Annotated in this window: 17 protein-coding genes and 1 tRNA gene; 11 read left to right on the top strand and 7 right to left on the bottom strand. The window is 72.5% G+C overall.

Annotation, left to right across the window (positions count from 1 at the left end; translation table 11 throughout):
- Nucleotides 1-23: 23 nt before the first annotated feature.
- The gene (locus AQJ54_RS27385) at nucleotides 24-3,887 is read right to left on the bottom strand and encodes a Pls/PosA family non-ribosomal peptide synthetase (RefSeq protein ID WP_062241709.1); all 3,864 of its coding nucleotides are present in this window, start codon (nucleotides 3,885-3,887) and stop codon (nucleotides 24-26) included.
- 272 nt (nucleotides 3,888-4,159) lie between these two features.
- A tRNA-Leu gene (locus AQJ54_RS27380) sits at nucleotides 4,160-4,247 on the bottom strand.
- 197 nt (nucleotides 4,248-4,444) lie between these two features.
- On the opposite strand from AQJ54_RS27380, the gene AQJ54_RS27375 reads away from it, so the two are divergent.
- The 3 genes from AQJ54_RS27375 (at nucleotide 4,445) to AQJ54_RS27365 (ending at nucleotide 7,269) form a co-directional block, all read left to right on the top strand.
- On the top strand, nucleotides 4,445-5,770 hold the full coding sequence (locus AQJ54_RS27375; protein ID WP_062241707.1) for a M20/M25/M40 family metallo-hydrolase: 1,326 nt from the start codon (nucleotides 4,445-4,447) through the stop codon (nucleotides 5,768-5,770).
- A gap of 168 nt (nucleotides 5,771-5,938) precedes the next feature.
- On the top strand, nucleotides 5,939-6,172 hold the full coding sequence (gene chpH, locus AQJ54_RS27370; protein ID WP_007380902.1) for a chaplin ChpH: 234 nt from the start codon (nucleotides 5,939-5,941) through the stop codon (nucleotides 6,170-6,172).
- Nucleotides 6,173-6,321: 149 nt separating this feature from the next.
- Nucleotides 6,322-7,269, top strand: a complete 948-nt coding sequence (locus AQJ54_RS27365) for a chaplin (protein ID WP_062241705.1) — start codon at nucleotides 6,322-6,324, stop codon at nucleotides 7,267-7,269.
- Nucleotides 7,270-7,330: 61 nt separating this feature from the next.
- Here AQJ54_RS27365 and AQJ54_RS27360 read toward each other — a convergent pair whose 3' ends face one another.
- Entirely contained in the window at nucleotides 7,331-7,519 is a 189-nt protein-coding gene (locus tag AQJ54_RS27360; protein ID WP_007380901.1) for a DUF5703 family protein, read from the bottom strand.
- Between the two features lie 47 nt (nucleotides 7,520-7,566).
- Here AQJ54_RS27360 and AQJ54_RS27355 point away from each other — a divergent pair, with 47 nt between their 5' ends.
- A complete protein-coding gene (locus tag AQJ54_RS27355) occupies nucleotides 7,567-8,235 on the top strand; it encodes a hypothetical protein (RefSeq protein WP_062028614.1) in 669 nt (222 codons plus the stop codon).
- Between the two features lie 101 nt (nucleotides 8,236-8,336).
- Here AQJ54_RS27355 and AQJ54_RS27350 read toward each other — a convergent pair whose 3' ends face one another.
- Together AQJ54_RS27350 and AQJ54_RS27345 are read right to left on the bottom strand one after the other, a co-directional pair.
- Entirely contained in the window at nucleotides 8,337-10,694 is a 2,358-nt protein-coding gene (locus AQJ54_RS27350) for an ATP-dependent DNA helicase (RefSeq protein WP_062241703.1), read from the bottom strand.
- Complete coding sequence (locus AQJ54_RS27345) at nucleotides 10,691-11,677, bottom strand: aldo/keto reductase (RefSeq protein WP_062028610.1); 987 nt, start codon at nucleotides 11,675-11,677, stop codon at nucleotides 10,691-10,693. Before AQJ54_RS27345 ends, AQJ54_RS27350 begins: the two co-directional genes overlap by 4 nt.
- Nucleotides 11,678-11,851: 174 nt before the next feature.
- Between AQJ54_RS27345 and AQJ54_RS27340 the strand changes: the two genes are divergently transcribed.
- Nucleotides 11,852-12,907: an LLM class F420-dependent oxidoreductase gene (locus tag AQJ54_RS27340; protein ID WP_062028608.1), complete on the top strand. Its 1,056-nt coding sequence runs from the start codon at nucleotides 11,852-11,854 to the stop codon at nucleotides 12,905-12,907.
- Between the two features lie 743 nt (nucleotides 12,908-13,650).
- Nucleotides 13,651-14,439 (top strand): hypothetical protein, encoded by a 789-nt coding sequence (locus AQJ54_RS27335; RefSeq protein WP_062241702.1) that lies wholly within the window; start codon nucleotides 13,651-13,653, stop codon nucleotides 14,437-14,439.
- A gap of 88 nt (nucleotides 14,440-14,527) precedes the next feature.
- Here the strand turns inward: AQJ54_RS27335 and corA are convergent, their stop codons facing one another.
- On the bottom strand, nucleotides 14,528-15,523 hold the full coding sequence (gene corA, locus AQJ54_RS27330; RefSeq protein WP_062241700.1) for a magnesium/cobalt transporter CorA: 996 nt from the start codon (nucleotides 15,521-15,523) through the stop codon (nucleotides 14,528-14,530).
- A 61-nt stretch (nucleotides 15,524-15,584) separates the two neighbouring features.
- Here corA and AQJ54_RS27325 point away from each other — a divergent pair, with 61 nt between their 5' ends.
- The 5 genes from AQJ54_RS27325 (at nucleotide 15,585) to AQJ54_RS27305 (ending at nucleotide 20,241) form a co-directional block, all read left to right on the top strand.
- Complete coding sequence (locus AQJ54_RS27325) at nucleotides 15,585-16,271, top strand: histidine phosphatase family protein (RefSeq protein ID WP_062028602.1); 687 nt, start codon at nucleotides 15,585-15,587, stop codon at nucleotides 16,269-16,271.
- A 114-nt stretch (nucleotides 16,272-16,385) separates the two neighbouring features.
- Complete coding sequence (locus AQJ54_RS27320; protein WP_020139287.1) at nucleotides 16,386-16,976, top strand: DUF3090 domain-containing protein; 591 nt, start codon at nucleotides 16,386-16,388, stop codon at nucleotides 16,974-16,976.
- The gene (locus AQJ54_RS27315) at nucleotides 16,940-17,752 is read left to right on the top strand and encodes an SCO1664 family protein (RefSeq protein ID WP_211278592.1); all 813 of its coding nucleotides are present in this window, start codon (nucleotides 16,940-16,942) and stop codon (nucleotides 17,750-17,752) included. Before AQJ54_RS27320 ends, AQJ54_RS27315 begins: the two co-directional genes overlap by 37 nt.
- A gap of 101 nt (nucleotides 17,753-17,853) precedes the next feature.
- The gene (gene mshC / locus AQJ54_RS27310; RefSeq protein WP_030324297.1) at nucleotides 17,854-19,083 is read left to right on the top strand and encodes a cysteine--1-D-myo-inosityl 2-amino-2-deoxy-alpha-D-glucopyranoside ligase; all 1,230 of its coding nucleotides are present in this window, start codon (nucleotides 17,854-17,856) and stop codon (nucleotides 19,081-19,083) included.
- Between the two features lie 174 nt (nucleotides 19,084-19,257).
- Complete coding sequence (locus tag AQJ54_RS27305) at nucleotides 19,258-20,241, top strand: SMP-30/gluconolactonase/LRE family protein (RefSeq protein ID WP_062241696.1); 984 nt, start codon at nucleotides 19,258-19,260, stop codon at nucleotides 20,239-20,241.
- 67 nt (nucleotides 20,242-20,308) lie between these two features.
- Here AQJ54_RS27305 and AQJ54_RS27300 read toward each other — a convergent pair whose 3' ends face one another.
- The gene (locus tag AQJ54_RS27300; protein ID WP_062241694.1) at nucleotides 20,309-21,358 is read right to left on the bottom strand and encodes a PAC2 family protein; all 1,050 of its coding nucleotides are present in this window, start codon (nucleotides 21,356-21,358) and stop codon (nucleotides 20,309-20,311) included.
- Between the last annotated feature and the right edge of the window lie 79 nt (nucleotides 21,359-21,437).

Genomic DNA, 21,437 nt, shown 5'->3' with positions numbered 1-21,437 from the left:
CACCGACTCCGAGTGGCCCGCGTTCAGGGACGCCATGCCTCGATCGGGTTGCCGAGCCAGCGGGTGTCGTCCGGGACGGACTCCGCGGCCATGACGAGCGACGCGGGACCCAGCGTGGTGCGGGCCCCGACCGTGCTGCCGGGCAGCACGATCCCGCCAGGGCCCAGCGTGGCGCCCTCACGGAGAACAACAGTATCCGTCCGCAAGATCCGGTCGTGGAAGAGGTGGGTCTGGAGCACACAGCCCCGGTTGACCGTCACCGCGTCCTCCAGCGTCACCAGGTCGGTCTCGGGCAGCCAGTAGCTCTCCACCCAGACGCCCTTGCCGATCTTCGCACCGAGCCCCCGCAGCCACGCCGTCATCAGCGGCGTACCGGGCACCGAACCCGCCAGCCACGGCACCGCCAGCACCTCGACGAAGGTGTCCGCGAGCTCGTTGCGCCACACGAAGCCACTCCACAGCGGGTGCTCCCCGCTCCGGTGCCGCCCCACCAGCAGCCACTTCGCGATCACCGACACGAGCCCCGCCGCCACCCCGGCGGCCAGCAGCACCACCCCGGCAAGCAGCCAGGCCCACGGCCCCAGCACACACAGCGCGGCGATCGTCAGCACCGCGAGCCCCGCCGAGCAGAACACCGGCACGATCCGGCACAGCTCCACCAGACCACGCGCCCACAGCAGCCCCGCCGAGGGCTCGTACGTCCGGCTCTGATCGCTGTCGGCCGTGCTGCGCGGCAGCTTCACCGGCGGCAGCCCCAGATACGACGTGCCCTTCTTGGCCTTCTTCGGCGTCGCCGACAGCACACCCACCAGACCGCCGTCCGGTACGGTCCGCCCGGGCGCGGTCATCCCGGAGTTCCCGAGGAACGCCCGCCGCCCGATCTCCGCACGCCCTATCCGCACCCAGCCGCCACCGAGCTCGTATGGCGCGGTCAGCGTGTCGTCGGCCAGGAACGCGCCCTCACCGACCGTGGTCAGGCTCGGCAGCGCCAGCACCGTCGACACCTCGGCCCCGCGCCCGATCCGCATCCCGAGCAGCCGCAGCCACACCGGGGTGACCAGACCGGCGTAGAGCGGGAACAGCGTCTCGCGCGAGCGGTCCATCAGCTGCGTCACGGTCCACGCCTGCCACCCGATGCGGCTGTGCGTCGGATACGTCCCCTCGCGCAGCCCCAGGCTGAGCAACCGTACGGCGACCAGGAGCAGCAGCGCGTAGGCGAGCCCGAAGGCGAGCGTGGCCGGGACCAGCGCGAGGGCCACACCGGCGGCCGTGAGCTCCGGCATGACGATCGCGTGGGCCACGAGGAGGGCCGCCCCTCCGGCGAGCACCGGCAGCGCACTGAGCGCGAAGCCCGTGACGCCGTACATCACCCGCCACCACGTGCCCCGCACCGGCCGCTCCTTCGGCCAGTTCCGCTTGGCCTTGCCGAGCTTGACCGCGGGCGCGCCCGCCCAGCGCTGACCGGTCGGGATCTGACCGGTGACCGCCGAACCCGGTGCCACCTCGGCCCGCTTGCCGACCCGGGCGCCCGGGAAGAGCATGCTGCGGGTCCCGACGACCGCGTGCGCACCCACCTTGACCTGGCCGATCTCCAGCCGGTCGCCGTCCAGCCACCAGCCGGACAGGTCCACCTCGGACTCCACCGCCGCGCCCCGGCCCAGCTTGAGCATGCCGGTCACCGGCGGCAGCGAGTGCAGGTCCACGTCCTGACCGACCTTTGCGCCCAGCGCCCGCGCGTACCGCTCCAGCCAGGAGCCGGTCAGCGAGGTCGCGCCGGTGAACTCGGCGAGCCGCTCGGCCGTCCACAGCCGCAGATGGACGCTGCCACCGCGCGGGTGACGGCCGGGCTGCACCCCGCGCAGCAACAGCCGCGCCCCGCCCGCCGCCAGGGCGAGCCGCCCGGGCGGACTGAACAGCAGCAGGGCCCCGGCTCCGACCAGCCACCAGGAGACGTCCGGCAGCCAGGAGTACGGCAGGACATGGCCGAGCGCGGCCAGCGGCACCATCCAGCGCAGCCCCATCAGGGTGAACAGGGGCAGCAGGACGAGGAGTTGAATCGACTTGGCCCGCAGCGGCACCGGCGCGATCACCCGCGCCGCGCTGTCGTCCTGGGCCGACTCCTCCAGCCGCCGGGCCAACTTCCGCAGCGTGGGCTGCTGGTAGATGTCGAGGACGGCCGCGCTCGGGTAGCGGGTGCGCAGCCGGGTGGTCAACTGGGCGGCGGCCAGACTGGATCCGCCGATCGCGAAGAAGTCGTCACGGGCACTGGAGACCGGCATGCCCAGCACCTCCGCCCACTGCTCGGCGAGCCAGGCCTCGGTGCCGTACAACTCCTCGCTCTGCACGGCGCCTTCGAGCCCCTCCAGCGGCCAGGGCAGGGCGTTGCGGTCCACCTTGCCGGAGGTGCGGGTCGGCAGGTCCTCGACCGGGGCCAGCAACGGCACCAGCGCGGCGGGGAGTTCGGCCCGCAGCTTCGCGACCGCGGCCGCCTGGTCCCAGCCGTCCTGCGTGACGACGTACCCGACCAGGAGCTGGTTGCCGCTGCGGGCGGTGCGCACGGCGGCGGCCGCTCCCGCGACCCCGGGCAGCGCCTGGAGGGCCGCGTCGACCTCACCGAGCTCGATCCGCCGGCCGCCGAGCTTGATCTGCTCGTCGGCCCGCCCGAGGAAGACCAGCCCCTCGGGCTCCGCCTTCACCAGGTCACCACTGCGGTACGCCCGCTCCCAGCCCAGCGACTTCAGCGGCGCGTACTTCTCCGCGTCCTTCTCGGCGTCCAGGTACCGGGCCAGCCCGACCCCGCCGATCACCAGCTGCCCGCTCGCGCCCATCGGAACGGGCTCCCCGGCCTCGTCCACCACGGCCAGCTCCCAGCCGTCCAGCGGCAGCCCGATCCGGATCGGCTCCGCACCGGACATGAGCGAGGCACAGGCCACCACGGTCGCCTCCGTCGGACCGTAGGTGTTCCACACCTCGCGCCCCTCGGTGACCAGCCGCTGCGCCAGCTCGGGCGGACAGGCCTCGCCGCCGAAGATCAGCAGCCGTACGTCGTTGAGCGTCTCGGGCTCCCACAGCGCGGCGAGCGTCGGCACGGTCGACACGACCGTGATCTCCTGCTCGACCAGCCAGGGTCCGAGATCGGCTCCGCTCCTGACCTGCGCCCGCGGCACCGGCACCAGACAGGCCCCGTACCGCCACGCCAGCCACATCTCCTCGCAGGAGGCGTCGAAGGCGACCGACAGACCCGCCATCACCCGGTCACCGGGGCCGATGGGGTCGTCGGTCAGGAACAGGTTGGCCTCGGCGTCCACGAAGGCCGCCGCGCTGCGGTGCGAGACGGCGACGCCCTTGGGCTTGCCGGTGGAGCCGGAGGTGAAGATGATCCACGCGTCGTTGTCGATGCCGGGCCGCGCCGCGGGAGCCTCGGCGCGGCCGTGCACGGTCAGCTCGTGCCCGGCGCCGACCACGGCCCGCACCTCGGCCTCCCCGAACACCAGCTCGGCCCGCTCGTCGGGGTCCTCGGCGTCCACGGGGACGTAGGCGGCGCCGGCGGCGAGCACGGCCAGGATCGCGACGTACAGGTCGTTGCTGCCGGACGGCACCCGGACGCCCACCCGGTCGCCGAGCCCGACCCCGGCAGCGGCGAGCTTGCGGCGCAGCCGCTCCACCTCGACGGCCAGCACCCGGTAGGTGAGCCGGGTCGTGCCGTCGTCCAGGGCGAGCTCGTCGGGGTAGGACCGCACGGACGCGTCGAGCACGTCGACGAGCGTGCGGGGTGAGGCGGCGTGACCCCCGGAGAAACGGGCGGTGTCGCCGAACTGTTCGCGGATCTCTGCGCTGAACTCTTCGTTGAGCAGGCCGAGAGCACTGCTCTCGTGAGTGGCTGCCATCGGTCCTCGCGTCTCGATCCCGGAGGCCTCCGGGGCGCTGGCGGGCCCGCAGGTCTGCCTGGGGTTGTCCGGGTCCAGCTCGTAACAAGCCGGAAATTTTAGTACGAAGCTAGGTCCGTGCGGCTGGATCGGCCATTCCGGTGGACCGTTCGAGGACGGAAAGAGATCATCGGCGACGCTTTGACCTGCGGGTCTTCACTCCGACGAGAGATCGCACACACTGTGCGTGAAACGCAGACGACGCCGACCGATGAATCGGTCGGCGTCGTGCCTGGTGTCCGAGGGGGGACTTGAACCCCCACGCCCGATAAAGGGCACTAGCACCTCAAGCTAGCGCGTCTGCCATTCCGCCACCCGGACAAGGTGTCTGTCGTGCGGGGTCCTCCCCGCGGCGACGAAGGAAACATTACCAGGCTTTCGAGGGGCCCCGATCACCCCCCGACGGCCGCCGGACCTCCCGTGAACGGCGTGTGACGGGCCGGGACCCGTCTTGGGCCGGGCCGGGTCGCGGAGGGAGGATGAGGGGGACCACCAGCAGTGACAGCGGGAGGAACAGCGTGAGCGACACGGACACGGCCAGGGGCGTCACCGGCGAGGACGAGGTCGTGGACCTCTGCCGCGACCTGATCCGCTTCGACACCAGCAACTACGGCGACCACTCGGGGCCGGGGGAGCGCAAGGCGGCCGAGTGGGTCGCGGAGAAGCTCGCCGAGGTGGGCCTCGACCCGCAGATCTACGAGTCGCACCCGGGACGCGCCTCCACCGTGGCCCGGATCGCCGGCGAGGACCCCTCCCGGCCCGCGCTGCTGATCCACGGCCACCTGGACGTCGTACCCGCCAACGCACAGGACTGGACCCACGACCCCTTCTCCGGCGAGGTCGCGGACGGGTGCGTGTGGGGGCGGGGCGCCGTCGACATGAAGGACATGGACGCGATGACCCTCGCGGTGGTCCGTGACCGGCTGCGCAGCGGGCGCAGGCCGCCCCGGGACATCGTCCTCGCCTTCCTCGCCGACGAGGAGGCCGGCGGCACCTTCGGCGCCCGGCACCTCGTCGACCACCACCCCGACCTCTTCGAGGGCGTCACCGAGGCGATCAGCGAGGTGGGCGGCTTCTCCTTCACCGTGAACGAGCAGCGCCGGCTCTACCTGATCCAGACGGCCGAGAAGGGCATGCACTGGATGAAGCTGACCGTGGCCGGCACCGCAGGGCACGGCTCGATGATCCACCGGGACAACGCCATCACCGAACTGTCCGAGGCGGTCGCCCGGCTCGGCCGGCACAAGTTCCCGGTCCGCGTCACCAAGACCACCCGCGCCTTCCTGGACGAGCTCGGCGACGCGCTCGGCACCGAGCTGGACCCCGAGGACATGGAGGGCACCCTCGCCCGGCTCGGCGGTATCGCCAAGCTCATCGGCGCCACCCTCAGCAACACCGCCAACCCGACCCAGCTCGGCGCCGGCTACAAGGTCAACGTCATCCCGGGCGAGGCCACCGCGCACGTCGACGGGCGCTTCCTGCCCGGCTTCGAGGAGGAGTTCCTCGCCGACCTCGACAAGATCCTCGGCCCCAAGGTCAGGCGCGAGGACGTGCACTCGGACAAGGCCGTGGAGACCACCTTCGACGGCGCGCTCGTGGACGCCATGCAGTCCGCGCTGGTCGCCGAGGACCCGGCCGCCAAGGCGATCCCCTACATGCTCTCCGGCGGCACCGACGCCAAGTCCTTCGACGAGCTCGGCATCCGCGGCTTCGGCTTCGCCCCCCTCAAGCTGCCGCCGGAGCTGGACTTCGCCGGCATGTTCCACGGCGTGGACGAGCGGGTGCCGGTGGACGGTCTGAAGTTCGGTGTGCGGGTGCTCGACCGATTTATCGACGCGAGCTGACGGAGGCGCGGGCGCGGCCTTCGGGCTGTTGACGCGTTTATTCGCCTGCGCGTGCGAGATCGCCCGGGAAGAGTGAATGCGCTCATAAGCTGGTATCCCCAATTAACCCTCCTCGTTACAGGTGATGCGATCCGCTGCTTGGGATCGCATTGCCAACAAGGAGGAATAATGATCAAGAAGGTCGTCGCCGCTGCGGCTGCTACTGGTGGCCTGGTTCTGGCGGGCGCGGGCCTTGCCGTCGCCGATGCGGGTGCGCAGGGTGCCGCCGTGGGCTCCCCGGGCGTGCTGTCCGGCAACGTCGTCCAGGTTCCCGTGCACGTGCCGGTGAACGTCTGCGGCAACACGGTTTCGGTGATCGGTCTGCTGAACCCCGCCTTCGGCAACACGTGCATCAACAAGTGACGTTGTGCCTCGCCCTCAGTTAGACAGGGCTGAGCCCGTCGGCCCCGGAGTGCGCGCCATGCGCTCCGGGGCCGACCGGCCTTTTCGAAAAGAAAAGAACCGCGTGAAAGCGGTATTTCGCGACAAGGTCGAAGGCAGGGAATCAGTACATGCGACAAGTCACCCGTAAGGGCCTGATGACAGTGGCGGCGGCGACCGGCGTGATCGCCGCCGCGGGAGGCGCCGCCCACGCGGACGCGGGCGCGAGCGGATCGAGCACGAACTCACCCGGCGTGCTGTCGGGCAACACGGTGTCCGCGCCGGTGCACGCGCCCGTGAACGCCTGCGGCAACACCGTGGACGTCGTCGGGGTCCTCAACCCCGCGATGGGCAACAGCTGCGCCAACAAGAGCGGAAACAGCGGCGGCGGCCACGGGGCGCCCGGTGGCTATGGCGATTCGGGCGGTCACGGCGGCTCGGGTGGTTACGGCGACTCCGGCGACTCCGGCGGCTACGGCGACTCGGGCGGCTACGGCGGTCACGGAAGCCACGGCGGATCCGGGGGGCACGGAAGCCACGGCGGATCCGGGGGCTCGGCAGGCCACGGCGGTCACTGGGGCCACGGCGGGCACGGCGGTCACTGGGGCCACGGCGGCTCGCACGCCGGCGGGCACACCGGTGGCTCGCCCGGCGTGGGCTCCGGCAACCACGTCGAGGTGCCGGTCGACGCCCCCGTGAACGTCTGCGGGAACAGTGTCGACGTCATCGGGATCGGCAACCCCGCCATGGGCAACGACTGCGGAAACGGCTCCGGCGGGCACCACACCCCGCCCGGCTCCCAGACGCCGCCCGGATCGCCGGAACAGCCGGGCAGCCCCGGCCACCCGGGAAGCCCTGAGGTGCCCGGTCCGCCCGGAACCCCGGGCACTCCGCACACCCCCGGAGCCCCGGGCGGCCACGGCAACCACCCCGGCACCCAGACGGTGACCCAGCCCCTGGGCAGCGCTCAGCTCGCCCGGACCGGCAACGACCTGCCGATCGGTCTGGCCGTCCCGGTCGGAGCGGGCGCGCTCCTGGCGGGCGCGGTGCTCTACCGCAAGGCACGGGCCTCGGCGTAAGGCGCACCACGTGAAACGGAGCGGGCCCCGCCTCGGCGGGGCACGCTCCGTTCGCGCTGTCTCACCACGTGGCCCGCACCTGGCGGATGATCCGCCGGCGCAACCGCACCCTGCGGCTGCCGTCGCGCATGAGGCTCAGTCGGTCCAACTCCCAGTGTCCGTACTCGGCATGGTCCGTCAGCAGGCGTGTGGCGTCCTTGCGGGAGACCCCGCGCGGTACGTACACGTCGACAAATTCGTATTCCGGCATCGCATCTATTGTGCGGGCCGGGGCCCGGTACGGATAGCGTCTGCACTATGTCTGATGCTGTGCAGCCCACCGCTGCCGAGGTACGTGCCGCCGCCGAGGCGGTCAAGACCGCGCTCGACCGCCACCTGGCCGCGGTCGAACGGAGGTCGGGGGAGGACGACCCGGCCGTCTACGAGGCCTTCAACGAACTGGCCGCGGCCGCCGAGGTGTACGACGAGCTGCTCTACGACCGCTACGACGAGGTCACCCCCTTCGAGATCCCCGGCGCGGACGACACCGCGCCCTACACCGGCCCCGAGGAGCCGAACGCGCTGAGCGTGCTGATCCGCCGTGACTACTCGGTGGTGGAGCCGCAGCGGCTGCTGGCGCAGGCGCAGCGGGTGGAGGCGGCCGACGAGACGCTCGGCACGGAGGCCTCCGGCACCGTGCACGGCGCGCTGGGCGTGCTCTTCGGCGAGTTCGAGCCGGACGAGATCGCCTCCCGGCACAAGGAGTTCGGCCTGGAGGAGGGCGATTCCACGCTGTGGGTGACCGCGGCGGACGAACCGGCCGACCCGGGGGAGTGGCTGGAGACGCCGTTCGATCAGGTGGACGTGGAGCGGGTGGTGTGCCGGTTCGACGTCAGCGCGATGTTCGACGACGACGATGACGACCTGGCCGACGGCGTCGATCTCGAGGACGAGGATCTGGAGCCGTTGGACCTGGATCAGCGCTGAGGCCCTGCGACGGCGGCCCCGGAGTTCTGGACTCCGGGGCCGCCGTCGTGCTGTCCGTCCGTCGTGCCGTCCGTCCGGTGCCGGTCCGCGCCCTGGACCACTCAGCCGGCCGCCGGTGTGGCCAGAAGGGTGGGGAGGCGGGTCGTGCGGGGCTTGGCCGGGATCTCGGCCACCGCCCTCGGCAGGGCCTGGTCCGCGCCCTGGACCACGGAGAGATGGCGGGCCGCCCTGCCGAAGGCCGTGTAGACCCAGGGCCGGGTCAGGGCCTGAGCGGCGTCACCCGGCAGGACCACCACCACCGCCGGCCAGCGGCCCCCCACCGCCTGGTGCGCGGTCAGGGCCCAGCCGTGCCGTACGGACTGCTCCACCCGCTCCTTCGGCACGACGACGGGCCGGCCGGCGCAGGTCAGGTGCAGGCCGTCCGCGTCCGCCCTGACCACCCGGCCGGGGACCGTACGGCCCGGGGTGGGGGAGTAGGCGACGCGGTCGCCGGGGTCGAAGCCGCCGAAGCGGCCGGGGCCGGGGTTGAGGCGCTCCTTCAGGGCCGCGTTGAGCGCGCGGGTGCCCGCGGCTCCGCCGTGGCCCGGCGTGATCACCTGGGTCTCCTCGGCGGGCACGCCGATCGCCCGCGGTACCGAGTCCGCGACCAGCTGCACGGTCCGGTGCACGGCCTCACCCGCGTCCCGCACCGGCACGATCACGACCTCCTTGCCGGGCGCCTCGACCTTGTTCAGCTCACCGATGCCGATCCCGGAGACCAGCTCGCCCAGCGGTCCGGGGTCCGGGGTGCGCGAGGCGACCTGCGGGCAGATCCGCGCGGCGAGGAGGTCCGCGAAGACCCGCCCGGGTCCCGCCGACCACAGCACCGCCGGATCCCCGGCCAGCACCAGCCGCGCCCCGTCCGGCAGCGACTCCACCAGCAGCGCGGCCGTCTCGACGTCCAGCTGGGGCGCGTCGAGCACGACGAGCACATCGAGATCGAACGCCCCGTCCCCGTCCCGCCCGGGCCCCTCGGCCCCGGAGAGCAGTCCGGCGACGGTGACGACGGGCCCTGCGGCTCCCCGTGGGGCGGCCTCACCGTCCCCGTCGGATCCGAGGAGCGCCTCGAAGCGGGCGAGGCCGAGCGGGCTGTGGGTGGCCGCCCAGGCCCGCAGACCCAGGCTCCGGGCCGCCTCCAGCAGGACCGCCGGTTCGGCCACGGACGCCTCACCGCCGGTGTGCAGCACCAGGCCGTGGGCCGCCGTCGCCCGGATCAGCTCGGCGGCGGAGCCCTTGGCCGACGCGGCCGCGCGCTCCCAGTCCTCGGCCGAACCGTCCGCCTTGGGCACGGAGTTGATCAGCCGGGCAAGACCGTCGGCGAGGCTCTCCTCCGCGAGGGCGTAGCGCTCAAGCCCGACCAGGATCCGCACCGGCCGCTCCGCACCCTCCTCCTGGTCCTCCGCGGGCTCGGGTGCGGTCGGATCGAGGGCGTCCTGGAAGACCAGGGCCTCCGCCTCGGCGATCGTGCTCTGTACGGCCGCCTCGGTGTCCGGCACGCCCCGCTTGGCCAGCGCGGCGGTGAGCGCCGGCATCTCCAGCGCGGTGTGCCCGGCGAGCGCCGCCTGCTCCAGGAGCCAGACGGTGACCGCCCGGCCCCGCCGCTCGTCGTCCGGCGCGCACTGAGCCCCGAGCAACGCCCGCGCGAACCCGTCGGCCTGCTCGGGCCGCACCCCGGCGACCCGCAGCAACTGCCATGGATCCGCCCGCAGCTCGTCGTCCGCAGCTTCCCCGAGCACCGTCGCCACCTGCGGTGCGAGCCCTTCCGGCGCGCCGCCCTCGGCGAGCACCCGCCGCACGGCCTCGACGACCTCCGGCCCGGGCCCGGACCCGACGGGGGAACCGGCCCCACCGGCTCCCGTACCGCCACCGGCACCGCCACCGCCACCGCCATTGGCACCGCCACCGCCACCGCCATTGGCACCGGCACCGGCTCGCTCCGCCTCCGCCGACACCGGTCGGGGCCGAGCCGCCTCCGGCGCCGGTCGGCGCGGCGGCTCGGGCTCGCCGAACACGGCGGCCACCGGCTTCGCCCCGCTCTCCACGGCCCGTACGGCGGCGAGGAGGTCGGCGGCCTTGCCGCTGAGCTTGGCCCCGCTCTCGACGGGCCCCTTCTTCTCGGCCTTGCGCCGGGCGATCCGCTCCCGCTCGACCCGCTGCGCCGCCAGCTCGGCCTCGGCCTCGGAGAGCTGCGCCTTGTCCGCGCCCTCGCCGGCTTCCCCGCTCGCGCCCTCACCGGCATCGCTCCCGGTCGGCTCCGCCTCCGCCTCGGTCGTCCTGCCCTCGGCCTCCGCCTCCGCCTCGGCCGTCCTGCCCTCGGCCTCCGCTCCCGGCTCGCCGTCCGTGTCCTGCGGCTCCGGCTCCGGCGCGGCCTCCCGCGTCCCCGGCTCGGTCTTCTCCGTGGGCTCCGGCTCCGTGCTCACAGCGTGCTCCAGTCGTGATCGGGATAGCGGTGCACGGGCGCCGACACATCGTCGAGCGCCCGGCAGATCTCGTCAGGAAGACTAAGGGCCTCCACTGACAATGCCGCTGTGAGCTGCTGCGAGTTGCGCGCGCCGACGATCGGGGCGACCACCCCCGGCCGGTCCCGGACCCAGGCGAGGGCCACCTGGAGCGGGGTGACGGCGAGCCCGTCGGCCGCGGTCGCCACCGCGTCCACGATGCGGCTCGCCGTGTCGTCGAGGTAGGGCGCGACGAACGGCGCCAGATGCTCCGAGGCACCCCGCGAGTCGGCCGGGGTCGCGTCCCCGCGGTACTTGCCCGTCAGCACACCGCGCCCCAGGGGTGAGGACGGCAGCAGTCCGATGCCCAGATCCAGCGCGGCCGGCAGCACCTCGCGCTCGATGCCGCGCTGGAGCAGCGAGTACTCCAGCTGCGTCGCGGCCAGCCGGGTCCGCACCCCTGGCGCCGCCAGCTGCCAGGTCCCCGCCTTGGCGAGCTGCCAGCCGCAGAAGTCGGACACCCCGGCATAACGGACCCGGCCGCTGCTGACCGCCAGGTCGAGCGCGTGCAGCGTCTCCTCCAGCGGGGTGCGGGGGTCGTAGGAGTGGATGTGCCACACGTCGACGTAGTCCGTGCCGAGCCGGGCCAGCGAGTCGTCCAGCGCGGAGAGGAGGTGCCCGCGCGAGCCGTCGACGCGGCGGTCCGGGTCGGGCACGCTGCCCGCCTTCGTGGAGATGACCAGGTCCCGGCGCGGGACCAGGCCGTCTATGAGGCGACCGAGCAGGTACTCGGCCTCCCCGTCGCCGTACACGTCCGCCGTGTCGACCAGCGTCCCGCCCGCCTCCCAGAACGTTTTCAGGAGGTCCGCCGCGTCGTGCTCGTCGGTGTCCCTGCCCCAGGTGAGGGTGCCGAGTCCGATGCGGGACACGCGCAGGCCGGTACGGCCGAGATGCCTCTGCTCCATGGACGCCGAGATTACTGGCCAGAACCTGTCGCGTGGGGGCCTGTGGACAACGGATTCCAGCAGGTACGGGGAATCCCGTCCGGTCACCGCACGGGCCACCACCTGCCCCGGCCCGTCCGGCCGCGCTAAGGTCTGCCCCCAAGGGACGTTACTGATCGGTAAGGGGAATCGGCCATGCAGCTCGGGATCAACCTCGGCTACTGGGGCGCCGGAATGGACGCGGACAATCTCGCCGTCGCCAAGGAGGCCGACCGCCTCGGGTACTCGGTCTGCTGGGCCGCCGAGGCCTACGGTTCGGACGCGGCCACCGTGCTCACCTGGGTCGCCGCCCAGACCGAGCGCATCGACGTCGGCTCGGCCATCTTCCAGATCCCGGCCCGCCAGCCGGCCATGACCGCGATGACCGCCGCGACCCTCGACTCGCTCTCCGGGGGCCGCTTCCGCCTCGGCCTCGGCGTCTCGGGACCGCAGGTCTCCGAGGGCTGGTACGGCGTCAAGTTCGACAAGCCGCTGGCACGCACGCGTGAGTACGTCGAGATCGTCCGCAAGGCCATGTCGCGTGAGCGCCTGTCCTACGAGGGGCAGCACTGGACGCTGCCGCTGCCCGGTGGCCCGGGCAAGCCGCTCAAGCTGACCGTGCACCCCGAGCGCGAGTACATCCCGCTGTACATCGCCGCCATCGGCCCGAAGAACCTGGAGCAGACCGGCGAGATCGCCGACGGCGCCCTGCTGATCTTCCCCTCCGCGGAGCACCTGGAGGAGACCGCGATCCAGTACCTGCGGGCGGGCCGTGAGAAGGCGGGCAAGACCCTCGAGGGCTTCGACATCGTGCCGACCCTGCCGCTCGCCCTGGGCGAGGACAAGGACGTGACGACGCTCGCCGACACCTTCCGCCCCTACACCGCGCTGTACGTGGGCGGCATGGGCAGCCGCAAGCAGAACTTCTACAACCAGCTCGCCCGGCGGATGGGCTTCGAGGCGGCGGCCACCGAGATCCAGGACAAGTACCTGGCCGGTGACAAGGAGGGCGCAGCGGCGGCGATCCCGCACGACCTGATCGACAAGACGACGCTGCTCGGTTCGGTGGACCGGATCGCGGACCGGATGAAGGAGTACGCGGCGGCCGGCGTCACCACCCTGACCCTCGCCCCCGCCGGCTTCACCCTCGACGAACGCCTCGCCGCACTCCGCGCGGGCACGGAGGCCCTGGAGCGCGCGGGCCTCGCATAGCCGTACCCCGGCACCGTTCGCGGGCGGGCGTCAGGGCCGTACACCCCGGCCCCCGCCCGCCTGGGACACCGCCAGCTCTCCGCGCGGCGGCCGCACCGGCCTTCCGCGCGCACGGGGCCCAGCCCGACGCCTGAGACATCAGCGCGAACTCGGTCCGGCCCCAGAGAGGCCGGAAGCCACCTGGTCGACGCCGGTAGGTCGGTCCGCCGCCGGGAGCGTTGGCGTGCACCCGCCCCGCCTGCCGCCTGCCTCGACACGCACCCGGCCCAACCTGTCGGGGACGTAGGTGCGCAGCCGAATCGCCGGCCGACGACGTCACCGGCACCCTGCGCAACCTGTCGGGGATGCCGGTGCACAGCCGAATCGCCGGCCGAAGACCTCACCCGGCACCCTGCCCGACCGCCGACCGCCGGCCGCATCACCGCACCCCCGCGGCATCACCGCACCCCGGCCGCATCACCGCACCCCGGCCCGCCCGCCGTAACCCCGCTCCGGCCCGGCCCACTCCCGTACCCGGCCCGACCGCCGGAAGCAACCGGCCGTGGTGGGGGCTCGGGGGTCTTCCCCGCCACGGCCGTCATGTGGACCAACGCGCCCGTGCCCGCGCGGTTACGCCCCTGGGGCGACCCCGCTGGTCCTCCTTTTGGCGGAGTTGTCCGACACAGCTGTTGCGGCACCCTTCACGCCGCATTTGACTCGTTCTTTGCGGATTGCCGCGGAGTCCGGCAGAGAGGTGCCCCACGATGCTTTCGGCCAAGAGTCTGTTCCAGGAGATCCTCGACGACGACGAGTCCTTCCGGCTGTTCTGCTCCATCGCGGCCAGCGGGGAGTCCCAGGGCGGCTGGGAGAACGCCCGCATCGCCGCCCTCGTGCCGCCCGGCGAACGCGCCCTCGCCCCCAAGATCACCCGGCACGGCGCGGACGAGGACAAGCATGGGCGGATCTTCAACGCCCTGATGAAGAAGCGCAGGCTCGAACCCGTCCCGGTCCCCCCGGAGACCGACTACACGATGCTCCTGGAGCGGCACGGCATCGGCCTGGCCCACGACAAGCTCAAGAGCGACGAACCGCTCAGCGTGCAGGACATCGTCACCTACCTCGCACACAGCAGGGTCACCGAGCAGCGGGCCTCCGAGCAGATGGAGCTGCTGCGCAAGCACTTCGCCGACCATCCCGAACTCGGCCGCGCGGTGCGGATGATCTCGGCCGACGAGGACAACCACCTCGCCTACTGCCACGAGGAACTGCTCCGCTTCGCCCGCGCGGGCCACGGCCGTGCCATCCAGCGCACGCTCAGGGAGTGCGCGCTGGCCGAGATCCGGGTCTACCGGGACGTCAGCCTCGCCGTGATGGCCCACATGGGCCGCATCCTCGGCTGGTCGCGCGCGAAGTCCGCCGTGCTCGCCGCGGGCATCCACGCCGTCTACGCCTACGAGCGCGCTGCGGGCTGGCGCCGCATGGTCTCGCTGCGGATGCCGGAACGCCGCGACGCTCTCGGCGGCCCGGCCACCTCGGCACCAGAGTTCGCCTGAGTCAGCCAGAGTCAGGCCAGAGGCCGCCTGTACCCCCGCCCGGGGCCCCTATAGCCCTCAGGACCCCCTGAAACCGCCCCAAGGACCCCTACAGCCACCCCCGGCGCTTGAACGTCCGGTACAGCAGTACCTCCAGGACAGCCATCACCACGATGACCGCCGGGTACGACCACACCCAGTGCAGCTCCGGCATGTGGTCGAAGTTCATGCCGTAGATCCCCGCGATCATCGTGGGGACCGCGGCCATGGCCGCCCACGCGGAGATCTTCCGCATGTCGTCGTTCTGCCGCACGCTCATCTGCGCGAGATGCGCCGACAGCACGTCCGACACCAGCCGGTCCAGACCCTCCACGGACTCGTTCACGCGCACGAGATGGTCGTTGACGTCCCGGAAGAAGGGCCGTGCCCGGTCGTTCACGAACGGCACCGTGCCGCCCGACGTCCCCACTCCCGCGAGCCTCGCCATCGGCATCGAGAGCGGGACCGTGGCCCTGCGGAACTCCAGGACCTGCCTCTTGAACGTGTAGATCCGCGACGCGGTGCCCCGTGAACCGCCGCCGTCCGGCGAGAAGACCTCCGCCTCCAGTTCCTCCAGGTCGGTGCCGAGTTCCGTCGCCACCTCCAGGTAGTGGTCCACGACGGCGTCCGCGACGGCGTACAGGACCGCGGTGGGTCCCTTGCCGAGCAGCTTCGGCTCCCGCTCCAGACGCTCACGGACGGCCTTCAGCGGCGAGCCCACGCCGTGACGGACCGTCACCACGAAGGCGTCGCCGAGGAAGAGCATCACCTCGCCGGTGGAGACGGCATCGCTGTCCGGCTCGTACACGACCGGCTTGAGAACGACGAACAGGGAGTCGTCGTACACCTCCAGCTTGGGTCGCTGATGGGCTTTGAGGGCGTCCTCCACGGCCAGCGGATGCAGTCCGAACTCCTTGGTGACCAGCTCGAACTCCTGCTCCGACGGCTCGTGCAACCCGATCCACACGAACCCGCCCGCCGACCGCGCCTCGTCCAGCGCGTCGGACAGGTCCTCAGGTCCATCGGTCCGGTGTCCCTCCCGGTAGATGGCACAGTCGACGATCACGGAGGGTGTTCTCCCGTCGCTCGAAAAACACGGCATTACGGCGTACGCCTACCCTTGCCGCATGCCCACGTTGATCCTTGTCAGGCACGGACGGTCCACCGCGAACACCGAAGGGCTGCTCGCCGGGTGGACGCCCGGGGTCGCCCTGGACGAGCGCGGCGCCGCACAGGCCGCCGCGCTGCCCGGCCGGCTCGACGGCGTGCCGATCTCCGAGGTCGTCGTCAGCCCCCTCCAGCGCTGCCAGGAGACGGTCCAGCCGCTGCTCGACGCCCGGCCCGGCCTCCCCGTGCACAGCGAGGAGCGCATCGGCGAGTGCCACTACGGCGACTGGTCCGGCCGCAAGCTCGCCGAACTCATGGACGAGCCCCTCATGGAGGTCGTCCAGGCCCACCCCTCGGCGGCCGCGTTCCCCGGCGGCGAGTCCATGCGGGCGATGCAGACCCGCGCGGCGGAGGCCGTACGGGAGTGGAACGCGCGCGTGGAGCGTGATCACGGCGCCGACGCCGTCTATCTGATGTGCTCGCACGGCGACATCATCAAGTCGCTCGTGGCGGACGCGCTCGGACTTCATCTGGACCTCTTCCAGAGGATCTCCGTCGAACCCTGCTCGCTCACGGTCATCCGCTACACACGACTGAGGCCGTTCCTCGTCCGTCTCGGCGACACCGGTGACTTCGCGTCCCTGATGCCGCGCGAGGAGACGGCGGGCGGTGACGCCCCGGTCGGTGGTGGTGCGGGCGCACCGTGATCGCCGGGCGCAGTAGGGTGAAGCGGTTCACACACGCGCGTTCACGCATGGACGATCCCAGCGTTTCCACCGTTCCCGTCGTTCCCGTACTCACGAATCCCATGGAGACAGGACGTGTCCCGTCAGGTGTTCCTCTTTGACCCGCCGGACCGCTTCGTGGCCGGCACGGTCGGACTGCCCGGGCGCCGTACGTTCTTCCTCCAGGCCACGGCCGGCCCCCGAGTGACCAGCGTGGCCCTGGAGAAGACACAGGTCGCCGCCCTCGCCGAGCGGATGGACGAACTCCTCGACGAGGTCGTGCGCCGCAGCGGCGGCAGCGCCCCCGTGCCGGCCGTGCCGCCCACCGACGTCGCCGACACCGCACCCCTCGACACCCCCGTCGAGGAGGAGTTCCGGGTCGGCACCATGGCGCTGGCCTGGGACGGCGAGGAACAGCGCATGATCGTCGAGGCGCAGGCCCTCGTCGAGCTGGAGGCCGACTCCGAGGAGGACCTCGCCGAGGCCGAGGAGCGGCTCCTCCAGGACGAGGAGAACGGACCCCCGATGCTGCGGGTCCGGCTCACCGGCGCGCAGGCCAGAGCCTTCGCCAAGCGCGCCCTGGAGGTCGTCAACGCCGGGCGGCCGCCGTGCCCGCTGTGCAGTCTCCCGCTCGACCCGGAAGGACACGTATGTCCGCGCCAGAACGGATACCGCCGCGGAGCGTGACCACGGCAGAGGTGCTCACCCGCGGTGAGCTGACGGTACGCGGGCAGATCCGGGACGCCTCCAACGCGGTGCTCCAGTGCTCCGTCGCGTACGACGGCCAGGAGGTCCTCTGCGTCTACAAGCCGGTGCGCGGCGAGCGCCCCCTGTGGGACTTCCCCGACGGCACCCTCGCCCAGCGCGAGGTCGCCGCGTACGAGGTGTCCGAGGCGACCGGCTGGGGGCTCGTCCCGCCCACGGTGCTGCGTGACGGGCCCTACGGCGAGGGCATGTGCCAGCTGTGGATCGAGGGCGCCCCGGGCAGCGAGCTGCTCGCCCTCGTCGACGCCGAGGAGCCCGAGCCGGGCTGGAAGGCCATCGGATTCGCCGAGGTCGGCGAGGGGCGGACCGCGCTGCTGGTGCACGCCGACGACGAGCGGCTGCGCAGGCTGGCCGTCCTCGACGCGGTGATCAACAACGCCGACCGCAAGGGCGGCCATCTGCTGCCCGCGGAGGGCGGCCGCCTCTACGGCATCGACCACGGCGTGACCTTCAACGCCGAGAACAAGTTGCGCACCCTGCTGTGGGGCTGGGCGGGGGAGCCCCTGACGGGGGAGGCGGTCGAGGTGCTGAAGGGCCTCAAGGACGCCCTCGCGGGACAGCTCGCCGCCCGGCTGGCCGTCCTGATCACCCCCGCCGAACTGGACGCCACGCGCGCGCGTGTCGACGCGCTGCTGGAGACCGGCAAGCACCCCGAGCCGAGCGGAGAGTGGCCCGCCATTCCCTGGCCGCCCGTCTAGCGGCACACTGCACACCGGGCCGTATCGCGCAAGAAGGCCTTACCGGCCATCCGGCCCGGTCCGGTTCGTATACGGAACATCCGTCCGGTTAGGCTCATGACATGCATGCCTGGCCCGCTTCCGAGGTCCCCGCCCTGCCTGGTCAGGGCCGCGACCTGAGGATCCACGACACCGCGACCGGTGGCTTGGTCTCCCTTGACCCCGGTCCCGTCGCCCGTCTCTACGTCTGCGGCATCACGCCGTACGACGCCACCCACATGGGGCACGCGGCGACCTACAACGCGTTCGACCTCGTGCAGCGCGTGTGGCTCGACACCAAGCGGCAGGTTCACTACGTCCAGAACGTCACCGACATCGACGACCCGCTCCTGGAGCGGGCCGAGCGGGACAGCGTCGACTGGGCCGCCCTCGCCGAGAAGGAGACGGCCCTCTTCCGCGAGGACATGACCGCCCTGCGCATGCTGCCCCCGCGGCACTACATCGGCGCGGTCGAGGCGATACCCGGGATCGTGCCGCTCGTCGAGCGCCTGCGGGATGCCGGTGCCGCCTACGAACTCGAAGGGGACACCTACTTCTCCGTCGAGTCCGACCCTAACTTCGGCAAGGTCTCGAACCTCGACGCGGCCGCGATGCGCCTGCTGTCCGCCGAGCGCGGCGGCGACCCGGACCGGCCGGGCAAGAAGAACCCCCTCGACCCGATGCTGTGGATGGCCGCCCGTGACGGCGAGCCCAGCTGGGACGGCGGCTCCCTGGGCCGCGGACGCCCCGGCTGGCACATCGAGTGCGTCGCCATCGCCCTCGACCACCTCGGCATGACCTTCGACGTCCAGGGCGGCGGCTCCGACCTCGCCTTCCCGCACCACGAGATGGGCGCCTCCCACGCCCAGGTGCTCACCGGCGAGTTCCCCATGGCCAAGGCGTACGTCCACGCCGGCATGGTCGCCCTGGACGGCGAGAAGATGTCCAAGTCCAAGGGCAACCTGGTCTTCGTGTCGCAGCTGCGGCGCGAGGGCGTCGACCCCGCCGCCATCCGCCTGGCGCTGCTCGCCCACCACTACCGCGCCGACTGGGAGTGGACCGACCAGGTCCTCCAGGACGCCCTGGACCGGCTCGGGCGCTGGCGTGCCGCCGTCTCCCGGCCCGACGGACCGTCCGCCGAGGCGCTCGTCGAGGAGATCCGCGAGGCCCTCTCCAACGACCTGGACGCCCCCGCCGCGCTTCTCGCCGTCGACCGCTGGGCCGCCGTGCAGCAGGAGCAGGGCGGCACCGACGCGGGCGCGCCGGGTGTGGTGACACGTGCGGTGGACGCGCTCCTGGGCGTGGCCCTGTAGGCAGCACCACCGAAGCACCACCGAAGGGGCCCTCCCGCCGGGGAGCGCCCCTTCGTCCGTCACCGGGCCGGCAAGAAACGCGGGATCACTGTGGAGGCGGCCGTCATGTGATGGGGTAGGAGCGTCGCTTGACCGTTCGGCCGGCCCCGCCGGCCTCCTTGCGGAAGGACGCACGTGGCACACGCAGAACGTTCCTTCGCACGTCGCACACTCCTGACCTCGACCGCCGCCCTGACCGGAGCGGCCCTGCTCGGCGGCACCGCGCGGGCGGCCGACGCCGGGCAGACCTCCGGCGCCGCGCAGGCTTCCGGCACCGCGCAGGCGGCCGGCACCCGGCACGCCCCGTGGCCCGCCCGATTCCTGCTCCCCGACGGCTTCCAGCCCGAGGGCATCACCATCGGCTCCCACCCGTACGCGTACTTCGGCTCCCTGGCCGACGGCGACGTCTACCGGGCGAGCCTGGCCACCGGCCGCGGCTCGGTCGTCGTGAAGGGCTCCGGCCGCCCGACCGTCGGTCTCAAGATCGACCGGCACGGCACGCTCTTCCTCGCCGGCGGCGACAGCGCCGAGATCCGGGTCGCCGACGCCCGCACCGGCGCGACCGAGCAGGTGCACGCCACAGGCGGCACCTTCGTGAACGACGTGGTCCTCACCCCGGGTGCCGCCTGGTTCACCGACTCCTTCAAGCCGGTGCTCTACCGGCTGGCCAAGGGAGCGGTGGAGACCGTACCGCTGACGGGCGACTGGCAGCAGGGGCCCGACTTCACCGCCAACGGCATCGAGCGCACGCCCGACGGCCGCGCGCTGCTGGTGGTGAACGCCTTCGCGAACGGCGGCGGCCTCATGCGGGTCGACCCGCGCACCGGCGCCGCCCGCGCGGTCGACCTGGGCGGGGCGAAACTCCCCAACGGCGACGGCCTGTTGCTGCTCGGCCGGATCCTCTACGCCGTCCAGCAGCAGCAGAACGCGATCGACGTGTTCCGGCTGAACGACTCCGGCACCCGGGGCACCGTCGTCACCCGCATCACCGACCCGCGCTTCCGCATCCCGACCACGGTCGCCGCCTGGGGCAGCCGTCTCTATCTGCCCAACGCGCGCTTCGACACGGAGCCGACGCCGACCACCGAGTACGACGTGGTGGCGGTGGACCAGGTCTGACACGGCCAAGGGCGGTGCGCGGCATTCCGCGCACCGCCCTTGACCGGCTCGGCTCGGACCGGCCGGCTCACTCCTCCGACGGCGAGTCCCCGTCGTCCGGGCCGGTCCCCGGCCCCGTCCCCGCGTCGGTGTCCCGGTCCGCCTCCGGCTCCGCGCCTGTCTCCGGCTTCGGCGCCTTGGGCGGCCTGGCACGGCCGGCGCCGGGGCTGTCCCGCAGATAGGCGGTGCTGTCACTGCCGTCCGCCGTCGCGTGCCCGCCCGGCTGACCCGGCTGGCCGCCGTCCCGGCGCCGCAGATACCGCTCGAACTCCCGGGCGATCGCCTCGCCCGAGGCCTCCGGCAGCTCCGCGGTGTCCCGGGCCTCCTCCAGCGTCTGGACGTACTCCGCGACCTCGCTGTCCTCGGCGGCCAGCTGGTCGACGCCCACCTGCCAGGCGCGCGCGTCCTCGGCCAGCTCGCCCAGCGGGATCCGTACGTCGATCAGGTCCTCCAGACGGTTCAGGAGGGCCAGCGTCGCCTTCGGGTTCGGCGGCTGCGACACGTAGTGGGGTACGGCGGCCCACAGCGACACCGCGGGCACGCCCGCGTGGGTGCAGGCCTCCTGCAGGATCCCGACGATGCCCGTGGGGCCCTCGTACTTGGTCTCCTCCAGGTCCATCCGCTGGGCCAGGTCCGGATCGGACGTGGTCCCGCTGATCGGCACCGGACGGGTGTGCGGGGTGTCGCCGAGCAGCGCGCCCAGGATCACCACCAGCTCCACGCCCAGTTCGTGGGCGAAGCCCAGCAACTCGTTGCAGAACGACCGCCACCGCATCGACGGTTCGATACCTCGGACCAGTACGAGATCGCGCGGCTTCTCACCGCCGACGCGGACCACCGACAACCTTGTCGTCGGCCACGTGATCTTGCGCACTCCGCCGTCCAGCCACACCGTGGGGCGGTTCACCTGGAAGTCGTAGTAGTCCTCGGCGTCGAGCGCCGCGAACACCTCGCCCTTCCACTCCCTGTCCAGATGCGCGACCGCGGTGGAGGCGGCGTCGCCGGCGTCGTTCCAGCCCTCGAACGCGGCCACCATGACCGGGTCGATCAGCTCGGGAACCCCCTCGAGCTCGATCACCCAGCGCCTCCTTCCGACGTGCCCTCGCTTAACGCACCAACCTTACGGCGTCGGGCGGGGGCGACCGCAGCCCCCTTGC

Origin of the sequence: Streptomyces griseorubiginosus (assembly GCF_001514195.1) — a bacterium.
Classification (GTDB): Bacteria; Actinomycetota; Actinomycetes; order Streptomycetales; family Streptomycetaceae; genus Streptomyces; species Streptomyces griseorubiginosus.
Note: the sequence above shows the minus strand (reverse complement) of the source record. Positions and strands in the feature narration are given on the sequence as shown.